This is a genomic window from Pseudoalteromonas sp. PSi26 (assembly GCF_054960575.1).
This window is the reverse complement of the sequence record NZ_JBHNYT010000002.1, coordinates 240,031-264,371: the sequence shown is the minus strand read 5'-3', so window position 1 is coordinate 264,371 and position 24,341 is coordinate 240,031. Positions and strand designations below refer to the sequence as shown.

Sequence of the window (24,341 nt, the reverse complement as noted above, 5' to 3'; positions counted from 1 at the left end):
TTATTTGTATTTAATTTCGACTAGCTGTGATCTTATTAGCCCTGAAGTAGACTAAGTGCGGCCTGTGGACGCTGATTAGCTTGCCCTAAAATAGTTTGACTTGCTTGCTGTAAAATCTGATTTTTAGTTAAGTTAGCCGTTTCCATTGCAAAATCAGCGTCTTTGATACGCGATTTAGCAGCAGATAAATTTTCAGAAATATTCGCTTGGTTACGGATTGTTGATTGGAAGCGGTTTTGTACCGCACCTAATTCTGCACGCTTTTTATCAACTACAGCAATCATTGCATCCATACCTGCAAATACTTGCTGTGCATTAGCCTGAGTAGATACACTAATTTCTGCAGCAACCATACTTGTGAAACTAGCAGTTGCAGCTGTAATGCTACCGCTACCAATTTCGCTTATTCCGGCCGCAAAAGTAGACATACTTTTTCCTGCAACTGCAGATGCAATCCCTGCAATACCAGACATTGTAAAACCACCATTTGCAGAAATTGTGTTAGCACTACCACCTACATCCTGCATGCTAAACCCGATTGTTTGAACCGCATCAGCACCAATTTGAAAGCTTGCAGAATAGCTACCATCAAGTAGATTTTGACCACCAAAAGTAGTATCAGTAGCAATACGGTTTACTTCATCAGATAATTGACGGATTTCTTCTTGGATAGCCAGTCGATCTTCATCTGTATTAGAGCCGTTTGACGCCTGTTGAGCAAGCGTTCGAATACGTTGAAAAGTAGAGGTAATTTCATCCATTGCACCTTCAGCAGTCTGTGCTAAAGAGATACCATCATTCGCATTTCGGTTACCTTGATTCAGGCCTAATATTTGCGACTGTAAACGATCTGAGATTTGCAAACCCGCAGCATCATCTGCAGCGCTGTTTATACGAAGACCTGACGATAAGCGTTTAAATGACGTATCTAAGTCACCTCCACTTCTCTCAAGCTGCCTTTGCGCATTAATCGCACTTACATTGGTATTTACATATAAAGCCATAATAAACTCTCTTCTTATCTGTCAAAGTTAGGTCACTATCTCATTCAAAGAAAGTGGGAATTTGACAAAGTGACTAGATATGTAGGCGGTATACTCTGCCTAGGGGCAACTATCTGCCACTTTGTAAGTTAAAAATAAACTTACAAAGACAAAAGCAAGCATTAGGCCAACTTTATCTTAAAGACTATTAAAGACTGGAAACCTGTTATACATGGCTCTTATTTAAAATTGGGCGGTTTAAAGGCTGCAGTAGTATAATAAAAGAATAAGGCCCGTTTAGGGCCTTATGATATGATAAGTTTGAGAGTGGGTGACTGACATAAACTAATGGCATAGTTTATGCTAGTACATATGTGTTCTACAAATGTTAGAACAATTTGGATTAAGGCCTCCGCTGGCAAAATCCTATAGCGCCTTTGTTAATACCCCATTAAGCAGAGGCGCTTTCATTTCTTCTTCGCCAATAAATTGACTAATCTAATTGTAAAGCTTTATTAACCTAGTAGGCTAAGTGCAGCCTGTGGGCGCTGGTTAGCTTGTCCCAAAATTGTTTGGCTTGCTTGTTGTAAAATCTGCATCTTAGTTAAGTTTGCCGTTTCTGCTGCGAAGTCTGTATCTTTAATACGTGAGCGCGCAGCTGATAAGTTTTCAGAAATATTCGATTGGTTACGAATTGTTGATTGAAAACGGTTCTGAACCGCACCAAGCTCTGCACGTTTTTTATCAACAACTGCAATTAACGAATCCATACCTGCTAAAACAAATTGCGCATTACCTTGGGTAGATACACTTATTGTGTCAGCTCTAAATTTAGTGTCAAAGTCATCTGTGCCCGCTACCGCTGCACCAGAAATATCGGAAACACCAGCGGCTAAAGTTGTTAAGCCTTTACCCGTTAAGTTACTAGCAACACCTGCAATACCTGATAATGTAAAACCGCCGTTTGCAGAGATTGAGTTTGGACCACTAGCAGTAGTACCCACATCTTTCATACTGAAGCCGATAGTTTGTACCGCATCAGCACCAACTTGGAAGCTTGCTTTGTAAGAACCATCAAGAAGGTTTTGACCACCGAAAGTTGTATCTTCGGCAACACGGTTAACTTCTGATGATAATGAACGAATCTCTTCTTGAATTGCTAGACGATCTTCATCAGTATTTGAACCATTAGATGCTTGTTGTGCAAGTGTACGAATACGTTGAAACATTGATGTTACTTCATCAAGTGCACCCTCAGCCGTTTGAGCCAGAGAGATACCGTCATTCGCGTTACGGTTACCTTGATTTAGACCATTTACTTGTGATGTAAGACGGTCAGAAATTTGTAGGCCTGCCGCATCATCTTTTGCGCTATTGATACGCATACCAGATGATAAACGTTGGAATGATGTATCAAGTGCATTACCTGAGTTGTTTAATTGTCTTTGTGCGTTTAACGCGCTAACATTTGTATTTACATATAAAGCCATGATGTCTCTCCTAAAGTAAACTTATCATTTACTCTCAAACTTACTAGATTAAGCAGTGGTTGTAATTTCAACGCTGTGCTTGGTTAATTAAGTTATCGGTCTAGAAAAAAAATCCTTTAGCTTTTTTTTAAAAAAATCAAATTTATTTTTTAACCTGTTGAATTTATATAATTAAAATAAAAACAATTTAAAGTCACCACTAAATAAAAACACCATTATAAATGTTTTTAAAGTGCTTTTATTGATGAGGTAAGTAGTTTATTTAAAAGAAGGATTTATTCAAAGCGAAGATTTTTACAGAGTAAGGCAAAGTATTGCCTTACTCTGAGTTTAATTATAAGTAATCAAACAATGAAAGGTTTGCTAAACGGCCAAAGGTTGCCTGTGATGCCTGAAGTGCTGTTTCTTGTTTGGTTAACTCAGTTATTGCTTCTGTTATATCTATATCAACCAAGTCAGATCGTGCTGATTTGTTATTAATATCTAAATCTGTATTTGATTGCAGTACTTTTTCTGCTGTATTGATTCGTCCACCCAGTCCAGCTTGGGTTAGAGACACATTATTTTTTGCATTCGTAATTTGAACAAGCGAGTCAGCAATGACTTGCTCAAATTCTTCTTCAGTTAAAGCAGGGTTAGTCAGGCCCGCTATTAGCTCACTCATAGAGTTAAGCACATTTTCTTTTTTAGGCGCTTCAAGCGTAATATCAATTTGGCCTGTCGAAACTGGCGTAACACTTATCTCCATACCTGCAAACTTAATAACAGAGTCGTTGATGTTACCGGTTGCTAGTATTGTCCCTGCTTGCTCTATTTGATAAGTATTAGGTGATCCCGCCGTAGTGATCACATTTAGTGTATTAGCACCTGCGGCAGCCGCTGGATCTGGGTTATAGTTCTGTTTATGGAACGTATCAAATTGACCTTGCTCCGTTACATACACCTTAGAACTTGTAATACCGCCCGATACAACTCCATCGTTAGAAACAACATCTAAACGCGCATCCACTTTTTCAAAGGCATCAAACCCATTATCACTTGATTTAATATCAACCCCTTCAGCTATCTTAATCATATGCTGACCTTGGTCGCCGCCGTAAACATATAAACCGGTGGATGAATCGAGCGAGTAAGTCTGTGTATTATCCTGATAACCAGAAAAAATGTATTTCCCGTCTTCAGTTTTAGAGTTCATTAAATCAAGTACTGTACTTTGAAGCGCCTTAATTTCTTCCGCAAGCCCCTCTCTGTCAGCTGCACTATAAACACCATTTCCTGATTGAATGGTCAAAGTATGCGCTCTCTCTAATGCGCTTTTAATGTTTTCAAGTGCACCTTCTTCTATATTCAAGCGGCTATTAAGCATGGTTATATTTTTACTGTACTGCTCATTACTCTGTATTCTATCGGTATATTGAAGTGCGCGGGAAGCCGCTGCAGGATCATCCGACGCCGTTAACACGCGCTTTTGAGTATTAACTTGCTCTTGAGCCTTACTAACATTTTGTTGATTGTTCAAAATTGAATTTAAACTACTTTGGTACATCAAATTGTTTGATAAGCGCATAATTACCTCGCAGCACTTAATATAGTGTCAAAAACAGTACGAGCAGTTGCAAGTACTTGCGCAGAAGCCGCATAAGACTGTTGAAAACGTAATAAATTGGCAGCCTCTTCATCAAGATTTACGCCAGAAAGCGATTCATACCAGGCTTCAGATTGCTGAGCAAGCGCTTCAAATGCTTCCCCATTCGTTTTTGCTTGGTTAGTTACCACGCCTATATCGCTTACTAATCCTGCATAAGCTTGGTTAAATGTTTTATGGTTGTCTGAATTTGTACCGCTAACAACATTTTGACGCACTAATTCACCTTGCTGTAATCCCGCTAACTTTTGTCCGTTACGGTTATCATCAAAGCCACCTTGGTTAAACTCAAGCGTAAATGTATCGCCGGTTTCAGGGCTGCCTTCTATATCAAAGTCAAAACCATACAGTTCAAAGCCACCACCAGCCTGTTGTAACATGTCTTTTGCTGGCAAAGTTGCTGTAAAAGTACTGGTATTTACACCATCACTTATTGTGTATTCATTTAGATTAGCGGTTTTAACAACACTAATAGGGCCATTTGTAAGACCTGCCGGTGACGTTGTAAAGCTACCAGTAGTAACATCACTTACCTCACCAACCGTAATGGTGGCATTTCCTATGTTGTCTATATCGTTTGCTGTTCTTATTGGTGCTGCAAGCGCTAAATCTTCACCACGAGTGGTTGCTAAAGACATATTTGCCGCCGACTCAGAGTTGAGCTTTATTTGAAACTGATCACCTGCATTAGCAGCGCCAGCTACATTAATTTCTAAACCAAACGATTCGCCACTCGTGATTGTTGATGAATCAATGACGCCAGCGGTTATATTTGCTGTCGATGCTGTGCCTAGCGGTTCACCTTTATTATCTACTGGCTGAATTTCGACCGTTGAAGCACTGGTATAAGTAATTATAAAGTCACTTGCAGGCAATTCACTGCCCTTACCAGCTTCAAGGGTTGCAGTCATACTTGAACTACCCGTATTAGCGGTATAAGCATAGCCACCAACCGTAGGAATATTAAAAATATTACCCCCTAGCTCTCCATTAGCGTCCATACCCAGCTTGTTTTGTTCATTAAAAGAATCGGCTATTACTAAACCCATTTGGCCAATTTGATTTTGAGCAGGGACTAGCACATCGTCTCTAAATGCCAGTAATCCACCAATTTTTCCCTTTAATTTAGATACATCAACTTCAAGCGGCACTGCCTTGCCCCCATTAACATCTAACCTAAGTTCTTTAAAGTTTGGATCAGGATCGCCACGCATAGAAAACAAATTAAACGAGCCATTTTGCATTACAACCGCTTCACCGGTACCCATAAATACAAGTTTTTCACCATTTGGGCCATCCAGTGTTTCTATATCAATAAGTTCTGATAAATCACGGATTGCCTTATCGCGTTCATTATAAGTAGAACTTGCATCAGCCTGGTTATTAGTGCCGTTAACAGCAGCAATATCTTGATTTAATGTACCAATTTTTTGAATTAAGCCATTTGCCTCTTCTGTAAATATGTCTAGCTGTTCATTTACAATATTTTTCTGATCGAAAACAATGCCTGAGAGTCTGTCCATTTGATTCACTAAATTTTCAGCATCCGTCATTACCAGCGAGCGAGCAACGGTAGACGAAGGCTGATTTAACGACTCCTGAACATTATTAAACAATGAATTTATACTAGTAGATAAACTATTAGAATCTTCTGAAAATAAACTATCAACGCGGTTTGACTCTGTAACAAATTGATCAAAAAACGTTTTATTAGAGGTATCTCTGTTGAGTTGCTCTTGGGCAAACTGGTTTAACAAGCGATAGGTTTCTCCTTTCCCTACCTGGTTATCGACCATAGTTGTATGCTCAGTGCGCTCTCGCACGTAGCCTTCAGTATTTACATTCGCAATATTTTTACTTGTCGTTTGCAGTAGTTCAGAGTTAGCTCTAACCCCAGAACTGGCAATGTTTAATAAGTTAAACGACATTTACTTTACTCCTTGGCGAATTACGCTTGTTGCAACATCTTTTAATTGAGCACTGTTAAGTACTTTTTTTATCTTGTCCGCGTAATTAGGATCCGTTGCGTAGCCGGCTTTTTGTAATGAATCTAAAAACTCGCTTGGCTTAGCTGTATTTTGTAATGCTTCTTGGTAGCGTGGGTTTTGGGTTAAAAAATCAACAAAGTCGTTTACGCTCTCTTTTATTGAGTCATAAGCTCTAAAGCTTGCTTGTTTTTTAACAGGCGTTCCTTGTTCAAACTCTAGGGTTACTTTGTTTGCTTTTTCTCCATCCCAGCTTTTATCTGATTTAATATTGAATAAGTTATTTGAACTGTTACCGTCGCTTTTATTAATAATGTGCTTACCCCAACCTGTTTCAAGTGCGGCTTGTGCAACCATAACTGCTGGGTTTAAGCCAATTTTTTGTGCTGCTGTTTGAGCGTGTTCCCATACTGTAGTGACAAATTCTTCAGTACTTTCGAATGGCGCTGAAGGAGCTTCAGGCACTTTAGAATCGGTTTTATCGTTTTGAACATTAACAGCAGCTTTTTCTTTATTTTGGGTATGAGGAAGCGAAGAGCCCGCACGCATATCACTTAAAAAGTCATTGGTGGTTCTCAAAACAGAACCTGGCATAAAAGTTTTGCCGTCTGGCGATAACTGCTGGACAATTAAATCAGCAAGGCCTAAAGACCCATTTGATGAAAGCTCAGTTGATAATTGTTGATCATGCATGTCTTCAAAAAACTTAACGCTACTTGAGTTAAGTGGGCTTTCTTTGTCTTCAAACGCTTCGTTAGCTTTACGCATACTTTTAAGTAGCATTTGGGTAAAAATAGCTTCAAATTGCGCAGCTGCTTTTTTAAGAGCGGCTTTAGATGCATCGGTCGATGCATCACCACCGCTTAAGGCTTCTTTACGAAGTGAATCTAAATTGCCTAAATCAAAAAAGTTTTGTTTGTCTAGATGATTAGTTTCCATCAGCTTTTTGACACAATAATGAATAATACAATTTAAAATGCAAAAATTAAGCCAGATTGGAAATATGAATGAGGGAGTAAACGGGAAGCTTTAGCAAAGTTTTTAGCAAAGGCTTTGCTAAAGCTTAATAAATATTAAATAACAACAAGTTGGCCGTTTATTGCCCCGGCTTCTTTAAGGGCCTCTAAAATAGCCATTAAATCGCCAGGCGCTGCGCCTACCTCGTTTATAGCACGAACTAAATCGTCTAAACTAACACCCGGGTTAAACACAAATGCACGCGAATCATCTTCATTTACATCTATAATTGACTGCTGCGTTACAACGGTTTCTCCCTCAGCTAATGCATTAGGTTGAGCCACATTTTGTTGCTCTGAAATGGTTACAGTTAACCCGCCATGTGTTATTGCTGCAGGCTGTAACTTAACATTTTTACCAATCACAATGGTGCCTGTACGCGAGTTAACAATAATTTTTGCAGACATATCTGCAGGTTTAAATTCAAGATTTTCAAGCGTTGATAAATAAGATACGCGTTGAGAAGCATCTCGAGGGGCAATCACACGAACAGACACAGAATCAATTGCTTTTGCACTGTTAGGCCCGACTAAATCGTTAATTGTTTTTTCAAGGCGTTTTGCCGTTGTAAAATCAGGGCGGTTTAAGTTAAACGTAATAAAATCGCCTTGCATAAACGGACTTTTAACTTCACGCTCTACTGTTGCGCCATTTGGAATGCGGCCAACTGTTGGGGTATTAATAACAACACGGCTGCCGTCAGCGCCTTGAGCACCTAAGCCTCCCACTATTAAACTACCTTGAGCTACGGCATATACATTGCCATCAGCCCCTTTTAAAAATGTTTGTAATAACGTACCACCGCGCAAACTACCCGCACTACCTATAGATGAAACGGTTATATCAATTGTTTGTCCTGGCTTTCTAAATGCGGGTAATTCAGCATGTACAGCAACGGCAGCAACGTTTTTAATTTTAGGGCTTAAATTTGCAGGTAGCGAAATACCAAAATTGCTTAACATGCCTTTAAAACTTTGCTGAGTGAAGCGGCTCTGCTCACCAGTGCCGGGTAAACCAACCACTAAGCCATAACCTACCAACTGGTTCGATCTAACCCCTTCGACCATAGAAATATCTTTAATACGCTCAGCATGTGCCGAAAATTGACAACCTATTAGCGTGATTAAACAAATTAACTTTAATACATTCATAACGAATGCCCTCTAAAAAGGAAAAATCGAGCTGCTGAAAAAGCGTGTTAACCAACCTGCACTTTGCGCTTCTTGCGTTTGCCCTTTGCCAGAGTACTGAATACGCGCATTGGCTATTCGGTTTGACTCAACTGTATTATCAGAACTCACATCTTGCGGGCGTACTAAACCTTCCAAACGAATAAATTCTTCACCAGTGTTTAACGTTAACCACTTTTCACCGCGAATCACTAAGTTACCGTTAGGTAAAACACGCATAACATTGACTGAAATATTGCCAAATAAGCTGTTTGATTGATTTGATTTAGAATCCCCCGTAAAAGAGGCGTCACTACCAATGCCAAACTGGATACTATCGCCGCCTATATTGACCGGAAGGCCTCCGAGCCCTATGACAGGGTCTAGGCTTGCATCAGATTGCTTATCGGTTTCTGTTTTAGCTGCTTTAGTAGCTTGAGTAGACTCTTGTAAATTTACAGTAATAATGTCACCAGTACGCAGTGCTTTTCTGTCTGCGTATAAGTCGTTTGAGACATTAGTATTAAATAACGAACCCGTTGCAACTACGGGTTCCATACTTGGTTCAGGATACATTGGCGCATAATAGGGGTCATCTTGAACAACATCACTATTTTGTGTTGAAACACAGCCACTTAAAAATAATGTACCTACCGCAAATAACATATAATGACGCATAATTCCCCCTACACCTTATAATTGCTGATTGATGTAACTCATCATTTCGTCAACAGCCGAAATAACTTTAGAGTTCATTTCGTAAATACGCTGCGTTTCAATTAGGTTAACCAGTTCTTCAGTTACATTTACGTTTGATGTTTCAAGTGAGCCCTGAATAATTGTGCCTAAGCCTTCTACACCCGGATTACCTTGCACAGGCGCGCCACTTACTGCCGTCTCGGTATAAAGATTTTGCCCTACAGGCTCAAGGCCCGATGGATTAATAAAGTCACTAATTGTAAGCTGGCCAATCACAACATTGTCGGCTTGACCTGAAATACGAACAGATACCTCACCATCTTGTGAAATAGTGATTGATTGCGCATCATCGGGAACATTCATTTCTGGTTGCACTACATAACCAGAACCAGACGTTACAATTCGACCATCACCATCGGTAGTAAACTGCCCATTACGAGAATAAGCAATATTGCCATCGGGTTGTAATACTTCAAAAAAGCCAGGCCCTGAAATCATCCAATCCAATGAATTTTCAGTGGTTAGCATATTACCCTGAGAAAAGTTCTTTTGGTTAGCCACTACTTTTGCACCGGCACCTAGCATTAAACCAGACGGCATTTCAGTGTCTTGCGACGAGCGCCCACCTGGCTGGTTAATATTTTGATAAAGTAAATCTTCAAAAATAGCGCGGCTTTTTTTATAGCCTACCGTACTGGCATTCGCTAAATTGTTTGATATAACCGAAATATCGGTTTGCTGAGCGTCTAGCCCCGTTTTACTGATCCACAATGCTGGATTCATAATCGTGTCCTCATTTAAAGTTAAACTATGCGCATCAGCTGATCTTGTGATCTATCAAGATCTTCAGCTGTTTTCATCAGTTTTACTTGTAACTCAAATTGACGTTGATGGCTGATCATATCGACCATTTCGTGAACTGGGTTCACATTAGACATTTCTAAGGTACCGCTTAAAACTTTGACATTGGCAGAAGTATCAACAACCTCTCCTGCTTTAGGCCTAAATAAACCATCGTTCCCTTTTTCTAGTTGAAAACTATTAGCTTCAACCACCTTCAAGCGGTCAACTTCTTCTAAAAATGTAGCAGGCGCCCCCTGCGGGCGAACTTGAATTGCGCCGTCTTCACTAAATTCAATTTTTTCGATCGGTACTGGTAAAATGACAGGCCCGCCTTCGCCAATTACTTGACGACCATGGCTGGTCATTAACATACCTTCAGCGGTAATATTTAATGTACCCACCTTGGTATAAGCTTCATTGCCTGAGGCATCCTGCACGCTTAACCATGCGTTATCACTCATTGCAATATCGAGGTCTCTGCCTGTTTCGACTATGCCGCCAGAAGTCATATTAGAACCTGGGCGCTCTTGCATAGAAAACACACGTGATGGCAACCCTTCACCAAAAGCCTGCATAGAGCGAGCTTGTGCAAAGTCTGACTTAAATCCAGTAGTATTCGCATTCGCCAAATTATTGGCTTTAAGGGCCAGCCCCTGTAGGCTTTGTTTAGCGCCTGAGGCCGCAATGTAGACCATTTTGTCCATAGCATCGACTCATATTAAAAATCTCTATACACAAGAAATGCAAAATAGATGCCACAATAGGAAATGATGTGAAATGGTTATAAAACAAACTAAATGAAGTGAAATAAGAAGGGCCACTTGAAAAAGCAGCCCTTAAAAATGGTGTTAAGTATTAAATTAACGAATCTGTAAAATTGCCTGTTGTAGTGTTGAGTTTACCTCAAGCGCACGAGAGTTAGCCTGGAAGTTACGCTGAGCACTAATTAGGTCAACCAACTCATTCGTTAAATTCACATTTGATTGCTCTAGTGCTGATGAATTTATTGAACCTAAAGTACCTGAACCTGGTTCACCAGCAATTGGCTCACCTGACGTTAAGCTTTTTTTCCAAGCAGTATCACCAACTTGTTGTAATCCTTGTGAATTTGAAAAACGCACCATAGCAACTTGACCAAGGAATGTAGAATCACCGTTGCTGTAAGAGGCAACAACTTTACCATCGGTACCAATATCAATACCCGCTAAACGACCAACCGTAGCGCCATCTTGGTCTAGCGCTTTAACTTCAAATCGACTTGCGTACTGAGTAGGTACTTTATTTGTAGTGCCGGCTTCATCACGCCAATTAATATCAATATCATCTGGAAAACTTGCGCCATTTGTAAGCACATCTGATAAACCGACTGCTGCACCTGCACCACCTGGAACTGTTAATGGATTAAAGGTAGTCCCGGTGTTAGCGACACCATCTGTAGAGGTTGGTAAACCACTTGAGTCAAATTGAAATGTTGATAACGGTGTATAGGGAGCAGCAGTCTCTTCAACACCTGCGGGGCTAAATGATTTGCCATCTAAAGTAGCGTAAGTTTCCCATTCATTGTCATTCCCCGTTACTGCAGAATCAGTTTTAACAAAGAAAAACTGTAGTACATGAGGCTCACCCAGAGAATCATAAACCGTTGTTGATGTAGAACTATTATATGAAGCGCTCGTTTCTGGGTCGAAGACAATTGAAGGTGCATCTGCACGTGAATCTAAGTTAAATGAACTATATACATTAGCCGTTGCACGTGGTGAGCCCGATGAATCTGGAATTTGCAATGCAGACGACGTGCTCAAACTTACAGACGTTGTATCACCCGTTGCTTCATCAACTGGAAACCCCTGCAAATAATTCCCTTTAGCATCAACAACAAAGTTATCTTTATCTAATTTAAAAGCGCCTGCTCGCGTGTAGGTAAAATCTTGTGCGCCCAAATCTTGGCTCATCGCAAAGTAGCCCTCGCCTGTAATGGCTAAATCCAATGAGTTATTAGTGAATTGCAGCGAACCTTGGTGAAATTGCTGGGCAACCATAGTAGTTTGAACACCGTCACCATTTTTAGTTCTACCAGAACTAAACACTGAAGAGGCATATACATCTGCAAACTCAGCACGTGACTCTTTGAAACCGGTTGTATTAACGTTCGCAATATTATTTGCGGTAACATCTAAATCTTTTTGTGCGGCAGCTATGCCTGTTAATGCAATATTGAAGCTCATAATTGACCTCTAACCTATTAAATACAGCCTGCAAACAGGCGAAATATTATTAAACTCTATTACGCGATCTCTGCGACATCAGTCAGCCTAACCGCACCTTCTTTAGTGTTAATAATGATGCCATTAGCACCATTTATATTTACACTTTCAATATTTTTAAACGTAGCAATAGGAAGGCTTGAAAATTCACCGTTGGTGCTCCCTTCGGCCACTATATTGTATTCACCCTCCGGTAAACGTTCACCCGCTTCGTTTTTACCATCCCAAGCAAAACGTATTGCACCAGCAGATTGCGATCCTAGTTCAATACTTCTTACAAGTTGTCCCGATTCATCTGTTATACGAAGCGTTAAACTCTCTACAGGGCTTTCTGCAACCACTGAACCTTTTGCTTCACCAGTTGCATTTAAATCTAAAGAATCTGACTCTAATAATGCTTGCTTCCCAACTAATGTTGACGCTTGTAAAGCTGAGTTAGATGTCATCGAAGCTGCAAGTGACTCAAAATTACTATTAAGGTTTGAGATACCTTCAGCCATCGTGAAATTGGTCATTTGTGCAATCATTTGATCGTTATCCGCGGGCTTGCTCGGATCTTGAAAAGATAATTGCTGAGTTAACAACGAGAAGAAATCTTCTTGAGTTAACGCATCGCTCTTTTCTTCATTTGAAGTAGGTGTTGTATCTTGCCACCGTAAAGAGTCTAAATAGGATGAAGATGTACTAATATCGTTACTCATAACCTACCCTCGGTTAACGCTGACCTAGCAGCAGAGTTTTACTTAACATTTGCTTAGCTGCATCTGCAACTTGCACGTTTGTTTCATAAGAGCGAGAGGCAGAAATCATGTTAGCCATCTCCTCTACAACATTAACGTTGGGTTTGTAAATATAACCATTTTCATCCGCACTCGGGTGATTAGGGTTGTATTCAATCTGCAGTGGTGCACTGCTTTCAACAATGCCCAGTACCTTAACACCAACAGAGGAGCCCTGATTGTTACTTACCGACTCAGAAGCTTTGGTAAGCTCTGCAGCAAATACAGGTTGTCGCGCTCGGTACGTTTTGTCTTGAGAAGAGCTAATTGTATTAGCATTCGAAATATTACTCGCTGTAGTATTTAAACGCACATTTTGTGCACTCATACCAGAACCAGCAATATCAAAAACGTTATATAAACTCATAATTATTATCCTTGACTACCGAGGGCTTTATTCAGGCCTTTAAACTTGCCGCTTAAAAATTGTAAGCTGGCCTGATACTCCATCGCATTCTGTGTATACAAGTTCCGTTCCACTTGCACATCCACTGAGTTACCATCACCTGTATCTGTTTGATTTGGCGTACGAAATAATTCAACACCACCCACACTGCGGGTACCACCACCTATATGTTTTTCATTAGTGGTTACCATTGTATTGCCGCTTTGCTGGTGGGATTTTGCCGCTTTTAACGCTGAGGCAAAATTAATATCTTTTGCTTTGTAGCCCGGCGTATCAGCATTAGCAATATTACTTGCTAGCACTTCTGCTCGTTGTGAACGGATCAACATAGTATGCTGATGCACACCTAAAGCTTTATCAAAACTGATAGCCATAACCATCTCCAAAAAATTGACTTAGTGTGAATGAAGCAATAAATAAGCCATTTATAATTGAGTGATTATATTTTTTGTAATCGAATGATTTAAAATGAAAAACGACACATTGTGTGTCGTTTTAAAGGAAAGAAAGAGGGGTTACTTCTTTTGGTAGATAATACCAGGATTGCATCTAACCATATCAAATTCATCACTTAATCCGGCCATTGACTCTGAAGCCCCTAAAAATAAATAACCTTTAGGATTAAGTGCTTGCGCAAATTGTTTGATAATTTTGGCTTTTACCTCAGGAGAAAAATAAATAAGTACATTGCGACAAAAAATAATATCGAATTTACCCATTAACGCATACGAATCTAGTAAATTTAAGTGTCTAAAACTCACTTGCTTTTTCAATGTATCGTTTACTTTTGCCATACCATTGCCGCTGTCTGTAAAAAACTTTTTTCGACGTTCTGCAGACAACCCTCGCGCCAAAGCTAGCGCGTCATACTCGCCATTTTTACACATGTCTAGCATGGTGTTAGAAATATCAGTACCAATGATCTGAGCACCCATTTTTAATACACCAGGCTGCTTAGATTGAAATTCAGCAACCGACATAGCAATAGAGTAAGGCTCTTGACCAGACGAACTAGCTGCAGACCAAATTTTTACAGGCCGCCTTAAATCTTTAAACTCAGGAAACAATCTGTTTTGAAGTAGTTCAAAGGGGTATTGGTCTCTGAACCATAGAGTCTCGTTTGTAGTCATCGCATCAACAACAGCCGCGCGCAATTGCCTCTCATGCGGCCCGAGTGTTTTGTTAACAAGTTCAGATAACGACCCTACATCAAAACGAGCCATAAGGGGCGCAAGTCTACTTTTTACCAGGTATTGCTTGTTTTCACCAAGAACAATACCGCATTGCTGTTCTAAAAACGAACGGAACTGATCGTATTCATTTTGCTGCAAGTCTTTATTATTCAAATTAGTAGCACCTGTTTTGATTATTCACAATGAACCCATTTTTTAACCGCCGTGGCTAATTCATCAGGGTTAAATTTGGCAATAAAATCGTCAGCCCCAACCTTTTCAATCATTGCTTGGTTAAATACACCACTCAGTGATGTATGCAAAATGACATGCAAAGGGGCAAGTTTAGGGTCTGCTTTGATCTCTGCTGTTAATGTATAGCCGTCCATCTCTGGCATTTCAACATCAGATATAAGCAAAGCAACACGTTCTGTAATATCTGTTTGACAATCTAGCTTGGCAATTTCTTTTAATCTTACGAGGGCTTCTTTGCCATTTTTAGCCAACTCAGTTTGTACACCCAGCGGCTCAAGTGCTCGTTTTACCTGATTTCGCGCAACCGCACTGTCATCCGCAATAAATACAATTCGTTCACCTAAATCTTTTTGAATGTCACCACTTTCAGCAACTTCAGAACTTACTTCTGTGTTAACAGGGCAAATTTCATTTAATATTTTTTCAACATCCAATATTTCTACTAGCTCGTTTTCTATTTCAGTAACGGCGGTTAGATATGAATAACGTCCGGCACCAGAAGGTGGTGGCATTATTTTTTCCCAGTTCATATTAACTATACGTTCAACACCACCGACCAAAAAGCCTTGCACTGAGCGATTATATTCAGCAATGATGATAAAACTGTCTTTGATGTTATCGATTGGACGTCCACCTACCGCCATTGATAAATCAATAACCGAAATAGTTTGACCACGAATATGTGCAACACCACGAATATAAGAATTCGATTTTGGCATACTAGTAAGCGGAGGACATTGAAGGACTTCTCTTACCTTAAATACATTGATCCCAAAACGCTGGCGCCCTCTGAGTTTAAATAATAGTAATTCTAGGCGGTTCTGGCCAACCAACTGAGTACGCTGGTTTACTGAGTCTAAAATGCCTGCCATTAAAATCTCCTTTAGAAAACAAATAATACGGAACGATAATTGCTTCCTACATATACAAAGCTACACAACATCGTGGGAGCGTCTTAATTTTGACGCAAAATATTTATACCCTGTTTGAAACCATAAGCATAGTCGAAACATTATGAGTTTGTTAAAAAAAATCAAAAGATACAGTGTTTTTTATTTTGTTACTAGCCTAGGAATGGCATTCCCTGTATCTGCACAAGTATTTACTAAAGCCTCACTACAAGAAATGGCTGTAAAATACATTGCTGAGCAAATTGGCGAACACGATAGTGAGCAAATACACCTCAGTGCATTGCCGTTAGACAGCCGTATACCTGATCGTGCTTGTTCAACGACACCTGATATTATTTCATCAAGTGAACCACCGTTTAACAGACAAATTACAATACAAGTAAAATGCGACGATCCACAAAGCTGGGCACAATACGTACATATAAAGGTGCTAAAAATGGCACCCGTTGTTGTTACAACTGATAATATTGCGCGGGGTGAAGTAATAACCAGCGCTCACCTAACTGTTGAGATGAAACCGACACACTTTGTAAGAGTGCAATATCAAGACGATCCTAAAGCACTTATTGGCAGTCGAAGTAAACGCAACATTCGCGAAGGTATGCCAATATTGCTCAATCAAATATGTATGGTATGCAAAGGTGATGCAATTAATATTTATGCAAGCACTAAAGGCTTACAGATAAAAACGACCGGTGTTGCGCTTGAAGATGGTACTTTGGGCGAACAAATACTTGTAGAGAACAAAAAAACAGGTAAAGTTTTAAATGCGCGTGTAGATGGTGTAGAGTCTGTACAGGTAAATATTTAATTGAAAATAATATTAAAGTTTACTAAAGATATGCCGATATACTGGTATTAGTTGGGTAAATTATGGATTTTTATTATGGTTAATCAAGTAAATTCAGGTAATCAACAACCAAGCGCTTTAGCTAATGCTAAACAACAAAAGGTTGATTTGCAAAGAGATAATGCAAATACACAAGCGGCTCAATCGGCAACACCTAAAGCTGCTAGCGATTCTGTAAGCTTAACACCACAGGCACAGCAATTAAAAACACTGCAAGAAAAAGCACAGCAATCTTCTGGTTTTGACAGTAATAAAGTTGCCGAGCTAAAAAAAGCAATCACTGAAGGTAAGTACCAAATAGACAGTGAAAAGCTTGCTAAAAATTTAGCTAACTTCGAGTTTGATGTCTATGGCTGATCATAATAGCTTAATTATTGTTAAGCTAAACGAGCAAGATAAGTGTTTAGATTCTCTCGCTGTTTTATTAAACGACGAGCTAACAGCTATTGCCTCAAGGAGAGGTGAAGGTTTAAAAGAAATTACCCAACAAAAAATGACTTTTTTAACCAAGCTAAATACCTTAGACCAAGAGCTGAACAAGTTACTTGCAAAGAATGACGAGCAGTCTGAAGAGCTTCCCGAGCTTATAGCCCAAGTTCGCAGTAAGTTAGAGAAATGCCAAAAACAAAACGAAGTAAACGCGCATGCAGCACATCAGGCACAGCTTAGCGTCAAACAACTAAAAAACATTTTAATTGGTGCTCCATCGTCCACCACATATAATCAGTCTGGCGGTGAAGTTAACACTAATGGTCAGCTTGTCAGAAATTTAAAAGCATAAACTGATAACGCTTCAGCCAAATTATCTACTTTTAGATATTTAAATCTTCTAATTATTAGTCTCATAAACTTGAAAACCCAAAAAAGAGCCAAGCTGCGTCAACCTTTTTGAATAAGGTTTATTGTACTCAGGTGAGACTGTTTAGTTGACGCATTATAATATTCATACTGCTTTATATTTAAAACTCTAACTTGTCTATGTACTAATCGTATAGCTGTAAAGTTAATTGCGAATGAAAATTTATCAGTAGTACGTTACTTTTTTTACTTCACGTGGTTTTATTTCGCCAATATATAGATCATGCACGCGCTTCATATTGAGTTCCAGCTCAGTTACGTATGTGTCGTCTACTGCATACGTTTTTATTATTTGTGCACCTTTAATAACGCCCTGCACTTTGCTTTCTAGATAATCATCCTTAGCGACTGCGTTTTCTACGCTTATACCCGCAGTTACCTTTTGCCCATATACTTGCTCTGTAAGCTCTCTGTATGCTTCAAGTTTAGAGGCTTTAATAGCCATAAGCTGCTTTTGTGAAGCGCTTGCCCCTTTTTGTAAACTAATAGGTGCATAACCTACCGCTTTTAATACCGGGTAATTATTAGGCTCAACATATTTGTACTCAACATGCTTATCAAACACGCTGCTGCACCCACTCAAGCTTAAACACCCAAGTGTAATAACTAATGAAATTGCTCGCATAATTTTGTGCCCTAGTAAATTAATTACGGTGGTATATGCATGTTTAATGCCATTTATAACGTTATTTTTATTGATTAATAACATTGGTACAGTCCTTGCTGCCTCAAGATAAAGCTAACGTTTATTTGGAGCAATAAGTATGAAATCGTTTTTATTAAAGGCATTTGCAGGATTAAGCGCAACTGCGTTATTTACGTTTTCGACTTTTTCAAATGCGCAGTGGTATGAATCTACAGGGCACGCACTTATTCAAAACGACGACATAAGCGCGGCCAAATCAGCAGCTATAAAAGATGCCATAACTCAAGCGTTAGTTTTTTCTGGGGCGCGTGTCAGCTCAGTACAAACCTTGGTAGACGGCGTATTAATGCAAGATCAGTTAAAAATTAGTAGCCACGGCGAAATTCAAAAAATTGAACTTGTAAGTGAAAATAAATACGACAATAAATTTGCCATTACCCTGCGTTTAGATATATTTGCGCAAACAGAGCAATGCCCGCAAAGCAGCCTTAACAAGTTTGTTGCCGTAACACAAAGTCAGCTGGTTCATCGAGAGCAAGCTAGAATGGGTCAAATATTTGACGTAAACAAAGCAATTAGCAAACGAATATTCACCACCTTACAAAAATCAAAAATGAGCACCCTACCCGTTGCTTATTACAATATGCCTTTAAATGTAGATAATTACTTTTCGCAGCAGTACGACTACTCAAAAATTCAGCTAGAAGAAATATCAACTCGCACCAACGCTCAGTACGTATTACTGAGCCAAATTACAGACCTATCAACAAGCGATAAACTCAATAGTGATTATGCTTTTTGGCAAGACGATAGCTACCAACGCAACTACAAAATAGAGTTTAGCCTTTTTAATGGCACAACCTATGAGCAGCTTTGGAGCAATAGTTATCAGGGCCAAGGCACTTGGCCATTCGAAAAAACCGCCATCATTGATGTAAACAGTGATAAATTTTGGCAATCACCCTACGGTCAAAGTATACAAGATATAAATCAAACCCTAAGTTATGACTTACAAGCTGTATTAGCCTGCTTTCCAACGCAAGGTAAAATAATGCATATAGAAAACAGCAAAATAGTAATTAATTTAGGTAAAGCACATGGCCTAAAAAAAGGGCAAATGCTGAGCATTGCACACCATAACTACCTAACTGATGCAGCTGGTAATGTAATGCCTCACACTACTACAACACTTAACAAAATACGTGTAGAGCAGTTATATCAACAAACTGCGGTTGCAGTAAGCATTGACGACCAGCCCCTACCCGGCGTACAAATCAACGATGTAGTTGAAGTAATAAGCCAAGATCTTTAAAGCGCTTTAGCAAGCTGTGTTTTTAAATTAGGGTGAGCCGACAACCACTCACCCAACTGCTCAACCCCTGCCAAATGCGGATAATGCTTTCTGCATGCAAACACGACATTACGCTGCTGATTGGGAAATATAGGCATATAATTAATACCCGTTCGCTGTGTGCAAGCTAACTTTGGCACAAAAGTAACGCCATCATCCATTGCCACCAGCGCAAGTAACGTCTCTAAACTGTTGCCTTTATATTGATTAGACACATCAACCCCTGCTGAAAAACAAAACTTTTGGGCTTGATCTTTAAAGCAATGGCCATCACTTAACATTAATAGGCTGCAACCCTGAAGATCGCTAAGCGCGACTTTTTTATGCTTAGCCAGCGCGTTATCTTTTGAAACAGCGACTAAAAAGTCTTCTTTATAAAGTGGAATAGTGTGGTAATGATTAAGCTCAGCTACATCGGCCAAAATTGCAAAATCAAGCTCACCATTGTTAAGCGCATCTAATATGGTGGCTGTTTGCATTTCAATAAATGCAAATTGGCTATCTACAAATGCTTCTTTCATTGAGGTTAACAAAGTTGGCAATAAATACGGCGCAATAGTTGGAATAATACCAATTGTTATCTTACCTTGTAATGGTTCATTAGAGGCAGAAGCCAGCTCTTTGAGTATTTGAGTTTGCTCTAAAATAATCTCTATTTGCGCTAATAAACGTACACCTTTAGCAGTTAGAGTTACTTGTTTGGTTGAGCGGTCAAATAAAGTAACACCTAAGGTTTGTTCAAGCTTTTTAACCTGTCCACTCAGTGTAGGTTGGCTAACAAAGCACGCATCGGCTGCTTTACGAAAATGTTTATGTTGCGCTATGGCTTTAACGTATTCAAAGTCTTTTAAGTTCATGTTCAGCTCCACCCTGATAGCTTTTGACTATCAGTTTAATACAAACAAACGATTAGAACTATATTTAAATTTTCGCCATAATGGCTTTAACAAATCAAGAGGAACTAAACCATGTTAAAGAATATTGAAGGTCAAACAATCCCAAACGTTACATTTGCAACACGTCAAAATGACGAATGGAAATCGGTAACAACAGACGAAATTTTTAAAGGCAGAACAGTCGCTGTATTTTCACTGCCAGGCGCATTCACCCCAACATGTTCATCTACTCACCTTCCTCGCTACAACGAGCTAGCTGGTGTGTTTAAGCAAAATGGCGTAGATGAAATTGTATGTTTGTCAGTTAACGATACATTTGTAATGAATGCATGGGCTGAGCACCAAGAAGCGCAAAACATTACTTTACTACCAGACGGCAATGGCGAGTTTACAGACGGCATGGGCATGTTAGTAGACAAAAACGATTTAGGCTTTGGAAAGCGCAGCTGGAGATACTCTATGCTGGTAAAAGATGGCGTAATTGAAAAAATGTTTATCGAACCAGACCTTCCAGGCGACCCGTTTGAAGTGTCTGATGCAGACACCATGCTTGATTACATCAACCCTAAACAAGCTAAGCCTGAGCCAGTGAGCGTTTTCACTAAGCCCGGTTGTCCATTCTGTAAAAAAGCAAAAGAGCTTCTTACAGAAAAAGGCTTTGCCTATGAAGAAATTGTTATGGGTGCAGGTGCATCATTAACAAGCCTAAAAGCAATCTCTGGCCGCGACACCGTTCCACAAGTATTTATTGGTGGGAAACACATTGGTGGCTCAGACGACCTAGAAAAATACTTTGCTTAATAAGTAATACTAAATAGGGGCCAAGTGCCCCTATTTATTAAAGGAAAATACAATGAAACAATTGCAAACCGACGTAGTAGTTATAGGCGCAGGTACCGCAGGACTCAGTGCATACCGAAATGCTAAACAGTTTACCCCTAACGTACTTATGATCGAATCAGGTCCCTATGGCACAACCTGCGCACGGGTTGGGTGTATGCCAAGCAAATTATTAATAGCTGCTGCAGAAGCTGCGCACGCTATTGAAATGGCACCTGCATTTGGTGTGCATAGCTCAAAGCCAGTGATAGACGGCAAAGCAGTTATGGCACGCGTTAAAAGTGAACGCGATCGTTTTGCTGGTTTTGTAGTAGAAGCCGTAGATGAACTTCCAGACGAAGACAAAATTAAAGGTTACGCTAAATTTTTAGATGCAAACCGTGTACAAATTGACGACCACACCATTATTACAGCCAAGCGGTTTGTTATTGCTACAGGCTCTCGCCCTTCTTACCCTGGTGTATTTAATAATTTTGGTGACAAATTAATCATTAACGACGACGTATTCAATTGGAACGACCTACCAGAATCTGTTGCCGTATTTGGCCCGGGCGTAATTGGCCTAGAAATTGGTCAAGCACTTAGCCGTTTAGGTGTTAATGTAAAATTATTTGGTGTAGGTGGTGCAATTGGTCCACTCACAGACCCCGTAGTAAAAGACTATGCAAATACAATTTTTGCAAAAGAGTTTTTTGTTGATACCGACTCAAACGTATCAGACATGATGCAAATAGGCGACAAAGCGCAGCTTACTTACACCGACAAACAAGGTGAAAAACACACTGAACAGTTTGACTATGTACTAGCCGCAACAGGCCGAGTGCCCAATGTTGACAAACTGGGCCTCGAAAATACAGGCATAGAGCTTGACGAGCGCGGTGTACCGCATGCCGATCCGCACACAATGCAATGTGGCGAATCAAACATATTTATAGCCGGCGATGCAAGCAACATGATACCGCTACTTCATGAAGCGTCTGATCAGGGAACCATCGCAGGGCAAAATGCAGGGCGTTTCCCAGATATACGCATTGGCCTACGCAGGGCCAAAATTGCCGCTGTATTCAGCGACCCACAAATTGCCATGGTAGGTGAAAGCTTTACCCAAATAACAGACCGTTTAGGCTCATGTGGCTGTTTTGAAGTGGGCGAAGTCAGCTTTGAAAACCAAGGCAGAAGCCGCGTAATGCTTAAAAATAAGGGCCATATGCGCGTATACGCAGAGCAAGGCACCGGCTTATTTTTAGGCGCCGAATTTATTGGCCCACAAGCCGAGCACATAGCGCATCTGCTTGCATGGGCAGTACAAAACAAAATGACCGTACCACAAATGCTTAATATGCCATATTACCACCCGGTTATTGAAGAAGGCTTACGCACCGCACTGCGCGACTTAAACGCTAAGCTTAAGTTTGGCCCAGATATCATTAACCACTGTATGGAATGTGGCCCTGGCGCATAACTTACAAAAAATAAACACTTGCTATCAAAAAGCCAAAACGTCTGTTTTGGCTTTTTTATTTATATAATTTTTAAGCACTGGTATCTCAAAAAATAGTTTAGCTGTTACACTGAATACGTAATTTAATTAAAAAGATGGAATAGCTATGCCCAATAATAAATTTAGACTAGTCACTCGTAGCGATTTTGATGGCCTTGTATGTGCTGTACTACTAAAAGATTTAGATCTAATTGATGACATTTTGTTTGTACACCCAAAAGACATGCAAGATGGAAAAATAGACATCACCGCTAACGATATTACCACTAACCTTCCCTACGTAGCGGGTTGTCACATAGCATTTGACCACCACTTAAGTGAAACCGTTCGAAACGCAAGCGACATTAAAAATCACATAATTGACCCTAAAGCGCCTTCAGCTGCGCGAGTCGTTTACGACTACTACGGCGGCGCCGAAAAATTTCCTAATATTTCAGTAGATATGATGGACGCTGTAGATAAAGGCGACGCAGCTAAGTTTTCTAAAGATGAAATACTCAATCCAACCGACTGGGTGTTAATGAACTTTATAATGGATGCCCGCACAGGCCTAGGCCGCTTTCGCGAATTCAAAATTTCAAACTACCAGTTAATGATGAAGCTCATTGATGCATGTAAAAATCAAAGCATCGACGACATTTTGCAAATGGAAGATGTTGCAGAGCGAGTTGCGCTTTATAATGAGCACAACGAAAAAGCAAAAGCACAAATAACACAATGTGCAACAGTGCATAAAAACCTAGTAGTGCTAGATCTAACCCAAGAAGAAACCATTTACGCCACCAACCGCTTTGTAATTTACGCTATGTACCCCGACTGCAATATTTCAATTCATAAAATGTGGGGGCTTAAAAAGCAAAACGTAGTGTATGCAATTGGTAAGTCAATTACTAACCGCAGCTCAAACACAAACGTAGGTGAGTTATGCCTTAAATACGGCGGCGGCGGCCACTTAAATGCAGGAACCTGCCAAGTAGAGACCAGCCAAGCCGACATAGTACTCACTGAGCTGATCGATAAAATCACTAATGATGGTTAATTACTAACGATTAAATATCAAAATAAAAAAGCGAGTAAATTTTCATTTACTCGCTTTTTTATGTGTAGTTATAAATTTTTAGCTATAAGAAACTGTTTTGCTAATGCTTCAACTTAATAATTATTAGTATCTTAGGTTTTTAAGGGCGGCGATTAGCAGACGTTGAGGTTGACTAAATATCGTAGTTACTTGATTGGTCAAACTGCTCTTTGCACATATATTCATGTAAATGAGCGACGCGCCCATATTGTTCCATTTAACTTTACTGAAAAGTTTTAGAAAACTTAGTGATAGTAATACCCTAGGTTATTTGTTAAAAGTAGATAAGTGAGCGTTAAGTCGGCAGAAATATGCGCGATGAGCGCACTATTAAATTGTTATATTTGTCTGGGAAATTATGCATAAGCACACCTTTAAAGAAGATGAATGGCCTTTCAGTTGCCCAATAGACTCTGCTGCAGTAACTACCAAATTTGTCTATGAAAGATTGGAGCCAATAATCCAAGTTAATCATTACATAGATGATGGGTGGCAGTTTATGTGCAACACTACGGATGACCCCGATGACGGCATGGTAATTTGTATGGGGTGTTTTATTAGCAAATTTCCAGAAATGATTGAGCTTGCAGATCTACCTAAAGGCTGGGACGCATTCAGAGAAGACAAAAATCAACCGTGGGACAAACAGCAGTTTGAATAAGCCACAAATATAACAAACACATTAAGTCGCTTCGCTGGGACG

The 24,341-nt window shown here is 39.8% G+C and carries 25 protein-coding genes; 8 read left to right on the top strand and 17 right to left on the bottom strand.

What is annotated here, in order from left to right; genetic code table 11:
- Positions 1 to 35 precede the first annotated feature (35 nt).
- The 15 genes from ACFI34_RS03245 to ACFI34_RS03175 all read right to left on the bottom strand — a co-directional run bounded on the left by ACFI34_RS03245 (position 36) and on the right by ACFI34_RS03175 (position 15,579).
- Complete coding sequence (locus ACFI34_RS03245; protein WP_462672389.1) at positions 36 to 1,004, bottom strand: flagellin N-terminal helical domain-containing protein; 969 nt, start codon at positions 1,002 to 1,004, stop codon at positions 36 to 38.
- A gap of 494 nt (positions 1,005 to 1,498) precedes the next feature.
- Positions 1,499 to 2,473 (bottom strand): flagellin N-terminal helical domain-containing protein, encoded by a 975-nt coding sequence (locus ACFI34_RS03240; RefSeq protein ID WP_462672388.1) that lies wholly within the window; start codon positions 2,471 to 2,473, stop codon positions 1,499 to 1,501.
- 334 nt (positions 2,474 to 2,807) lie between these two features.
- Positions 2,808 to 4,040 carry a flagellar hook-associated protein FlgL gene (gene flgL / locus ACFI34_RS03235; RefSeq protein WP_462672387.1) on the bottom strand — a complete coding sequence of 411 codons (1,233 nt, stop codon included), beginning with the start codon at positions 4,038 to 4,040 and terminating at the stop codon, positions 2,808 to 2,810.
- Positions 4,041 to 4,042: 2 nt separating this feature from the next.
- Entirely contained in the window at positions 4,043 to 6,046 is a 2,004-nt protein-coding gene (gene flgK / locus ACFI34_RS03230; RefSeq protein WP_462672386.1) for a flagellar hook-associated protein FlgK, read from the bottom strand.
- A complete protein-coding gene (flgJ, locus tag ACFI34_RS03225) occupies positions 6,047 to 7,042 on the bottom strand; it encodes a flagellar assembly peptidoglycan hydrolase FlgJ (protein WP_462672385.1) in 996 nt (331 codons plus the stop codon).
- A 134-nt stretch (positions 7,043 to 7,176) separates the two neighbouring features.
- Positions 7,177 to 8,271: a flagellar basal body P-ring protein FlgI gene (locus ACFI34_RS03220; RefSeq protein ID WP_006792705.1), complete on the bottom strand. Its 1,095-nt coding sequence runs from the start codon at positions 8,269 to 8,271 to the stop codon at positions 7,177 to 7,179.
- A gap of 12 nt (positions 8,272 to 8,283) precedes the next feature.
- On the bottom strand, positions 8,284 to 8,967 hold the full coding sequence (gene flgH, locus ACFI34_RS03215) for a flagellar basal body L-ring protein FlgH (RefSeq protein WP_006792704.1): 684 nt from the start codon (positions 8,965 to 8,967) through the stop codon (positions 8,284 to 8,286).
- A 15-nt stretch (positions 8,968 to 8,982) separates the two neighbouring features.
- Complete coding sequence (gene flgG, locus ACFI34_RS03210; RefSeq protein WP_006792703.1) at positions 8,983 to 9,771, bottom strand: flagellar basal-body rod protein FlgG; 789 nt, start codon at positions 9,769 to 9,771, stop codon at positions 8,983 to 8,985.
- Positions 9,772 to 9,791: 20 nt separating this feature from the next.
- On the bottom strand, positions 9,792 to 10,535 hold the full coding sequence (locus ACFI34_RS03205; RefSeq protein WP_006792702.1) for a flagellar basal body rod protein FlgF: 744 nt from the start codon (positions 10,533 to 10,535) through the stop codon (positions 9,792 to 9,794).
- Positions 10,536 to 10,691: 156 nt separating this feature from the next.
- Positions 10,692 to 12,056, bottom strand: coding sequence for a flagellar hook protein FlgE (flgE, locus tag ACFI34_RS03200; RefSeq protein ID WP_462672384.1), 1,365 nt, complete (start codon positions 12,054 to 12,056; stop codon positions 10,692 to 10,694).
- A gap of 59 nt (positions 12,057 to 12,115) precedes the next feature.
- Positions 12,116 to 12,796 (bottom strand): flagellar hook assembly protein FlgD, encoded by a 681-nt coding sequence (locus ACFI34_RS03195; RefSeq protein WP_462672383.1) that lies wholly within the window; start codon positions 12,794 to 12,796, stop codon positions 12,116 to 12,118.
- 13 nt (positions 12,797 to 12,809) lie between these two features.
- Positions 12,810 to 13,241 (bottom strand): flagellar basal body rod protein FlgC, encoded by a 432-nt coding sequence (gene flgC / locus ACFI34_RS03190; RefSeq protein WP_006792699.1) that lies wholly within the window; start codon positions 13,239 to 13,241, stop codon positions 12,810 to 12,812.
- 5 nt (positions 13,242 to 13,246) lie between these two features.
- Positions 13,247 to 13,654 carry a flagellar basal body rod protein FlgB gene (flgB, locus tag ACFI34_RS03185; RefSeq protein ID WP_219421641.1) on the bottom strand — a complete coding sequence of 136 codons (408 nt, stop codon included), beginning with the start codon at positions 13,652 to 13,654 and terminating at the stop codon, positions 13,247 to 13,249.
- 141 nt (positions 13,655 to 13,795) lie between these two features.
- Positions 13,796 to 14,626, bottom strand: a complete 831-nt coding sequence (locus tag ACFI34_RS03180) for a CheR family methyltransferase (RefSeq protein WP_462672382.1) — start codon at positions 14,624 to 14,626, stop codon at positions 13,796 to 13,798.
- Between the two features lie 20 nt (positions 14,627 to 14,646).
- Complete coding sequence (locus ACFI34_RS03175) at positions 14,647 to 15,579, bottom strand: chemotaxis protein CheV (protein ID WP_006792696.1); 933 nt, start codon at positions 15,577 to 15,579, stop codon at positions 14,647 to 14,649.
- A gap of 142 nt (positions 15,580 to 15,721) precedes the next feature.
- On the opposite strand from ACFI34_RS03175, the gene flgA reads away from it, so the two are divergent.
- From flgA to flgN, 3 genes are all read left to right on the top strand, one after another.
- Positions 15,722 to 16,429: a flagellar basal body P-ring formation chaperone FlgA gene (gene flgA, locus ACFI34_RS03170; RefSeq protein ID WP_462672381.1), complete on the top strand. Its 708-nt coding sequence runs from the start codon at positions 15,722 to 15,724 to the stop codon at positions 16,427 to 16,429.
- 75 nt (positions 16,430 to 16,504) lie between these two features.
- A complete protein-coding gene (gene flgM, locus ACFI34_RS03165; protein ID WP_462672380.1) occupies positions 16,505 to 16,825 on the top strand; it encodes a flagellar biosynthesis anti-sigma factor FlgM in 321 nt (106 codons plus the stop codon).
- Entirely contained in the window at positions 16,818 to 17,249 is a 432-nt protein-coding gene (gene flgN / locus ACFI34_RS03160; RefSeq protein ID WP_462672379.1) for a flagellar export chaperone FlgN, read from the top strand. The genes flgM and flgN overlap by 8 nt, the downstream gene beginning before the upstream one ends.
- A 243-nt stretch (positions 17,250 to 17,492) precedes the next feature.
- Here the strand turns inward: flgN and ACFI34_RS03155 are convergent, their stop codons facing one another.
- Entirely contained in the window at positions 17,493 to 17,951 is a 459-nt protein-coding gene (locus ACFI34_RS03155; protein WP_462672465.1) for an LPP20 family lipoprotein, read from the bottom strand.
- 139 nt (positions 17,952 to 18,090) lie between these two features.
- Between ACFI34_RS03155 and ACFI34_RS03150 the strand changes: the two genes are divergently transcribed.
- Positions 18,091 to 19,284: a flagellar assembly protein FlgT gene (locus ACFI34_RS03150; RefSeq protein WP_462672378.1), complete on the top strand. Its 1,194-nt coding sequence runs from the start codon at positions 18,091 to 18,093 to the stop codon at positions 19,282 to 19,284.
- On the opposite strand, the gene ACFI34_RS03145 is transcribed toward ACFI34_RS03150, so the two are convergent.
- Positions 19,281 to 20,180 (bottom strand): LysR substrate-binding domain-containing protein, encoded by a 900-nt coding sequence (locus ACFI34_RS03145; protein ID WP_462672377.1) that lies wholly within the window; start codon positions 20,178 to 20,180, stop codon positions 19,281 to 19,283. The two genes, ACFI34_RS03150 and ACFI34_RS03145, sit on opposite strands and share 4 nt — an antisense overlap.
- Before the next feature lie 111 nt (positions 20,181 to 20,291).
- Here ACFI34_RS03145 and ACFI34_RS03140 point away from each other — a divergent pair, with 111 nt between their 5' ends.
- From ACFI34_RS03140 to ACFI34_RS03125, 4 genes are all read left to right on the top strand, one after another.
- Positions 20,292 to 21,020, top strand: coding sequence for a glutathione peroxidase (locus ACFI34_RS03140; protein ID WP_010555882.1), 729 nt, complete (start codon positions 20,292 to 20,294; stop codon positions 21,018 to 21,020).
- A 52-nt stretch (positions 21,021 to 21,072) separates the two neighbouring features.
- A complete protein-coding gene (locus ACFI34_RS03135; protein WP_462672376.1) occupies positions 21,073 to 22,521 on the top strand; it encodes a dihydrolipoyl dehydrogenase in 1,449 nt (482 codons plus the stop codon).
- Between the two features lie 145 nt (positions 22,522 to 22,666).
- Positions 22,667 to 23,599: an exopolyphosphatase gene (locus ACFI34_RS03130; RefSeq protein ID WP_462672375.1), complete on the top strand. Its 933-nt coding sequence runs from the start codon at positions 22,667 to 22,669 to the stop codon at positions 23,597 to 23,599.
- 397 nt (positions 23,600 to 23,996) lie between these two features.
- Positions 23,997 to 24,299 carry a hypothetical protein gene (locus tag ACFI34_RS03125; RefSeq protein WP_006793678.1) on the top strand — a complete coding sequence of 101 codons (303 nt, stop codon included), beginning with the start codon at positions 23,997 to 23,999 and terminating at the stop codon, positions 24,297 to 24,299.
- Positions 24,300 to 24,341 lie beyond the last annotated feature (42 nt).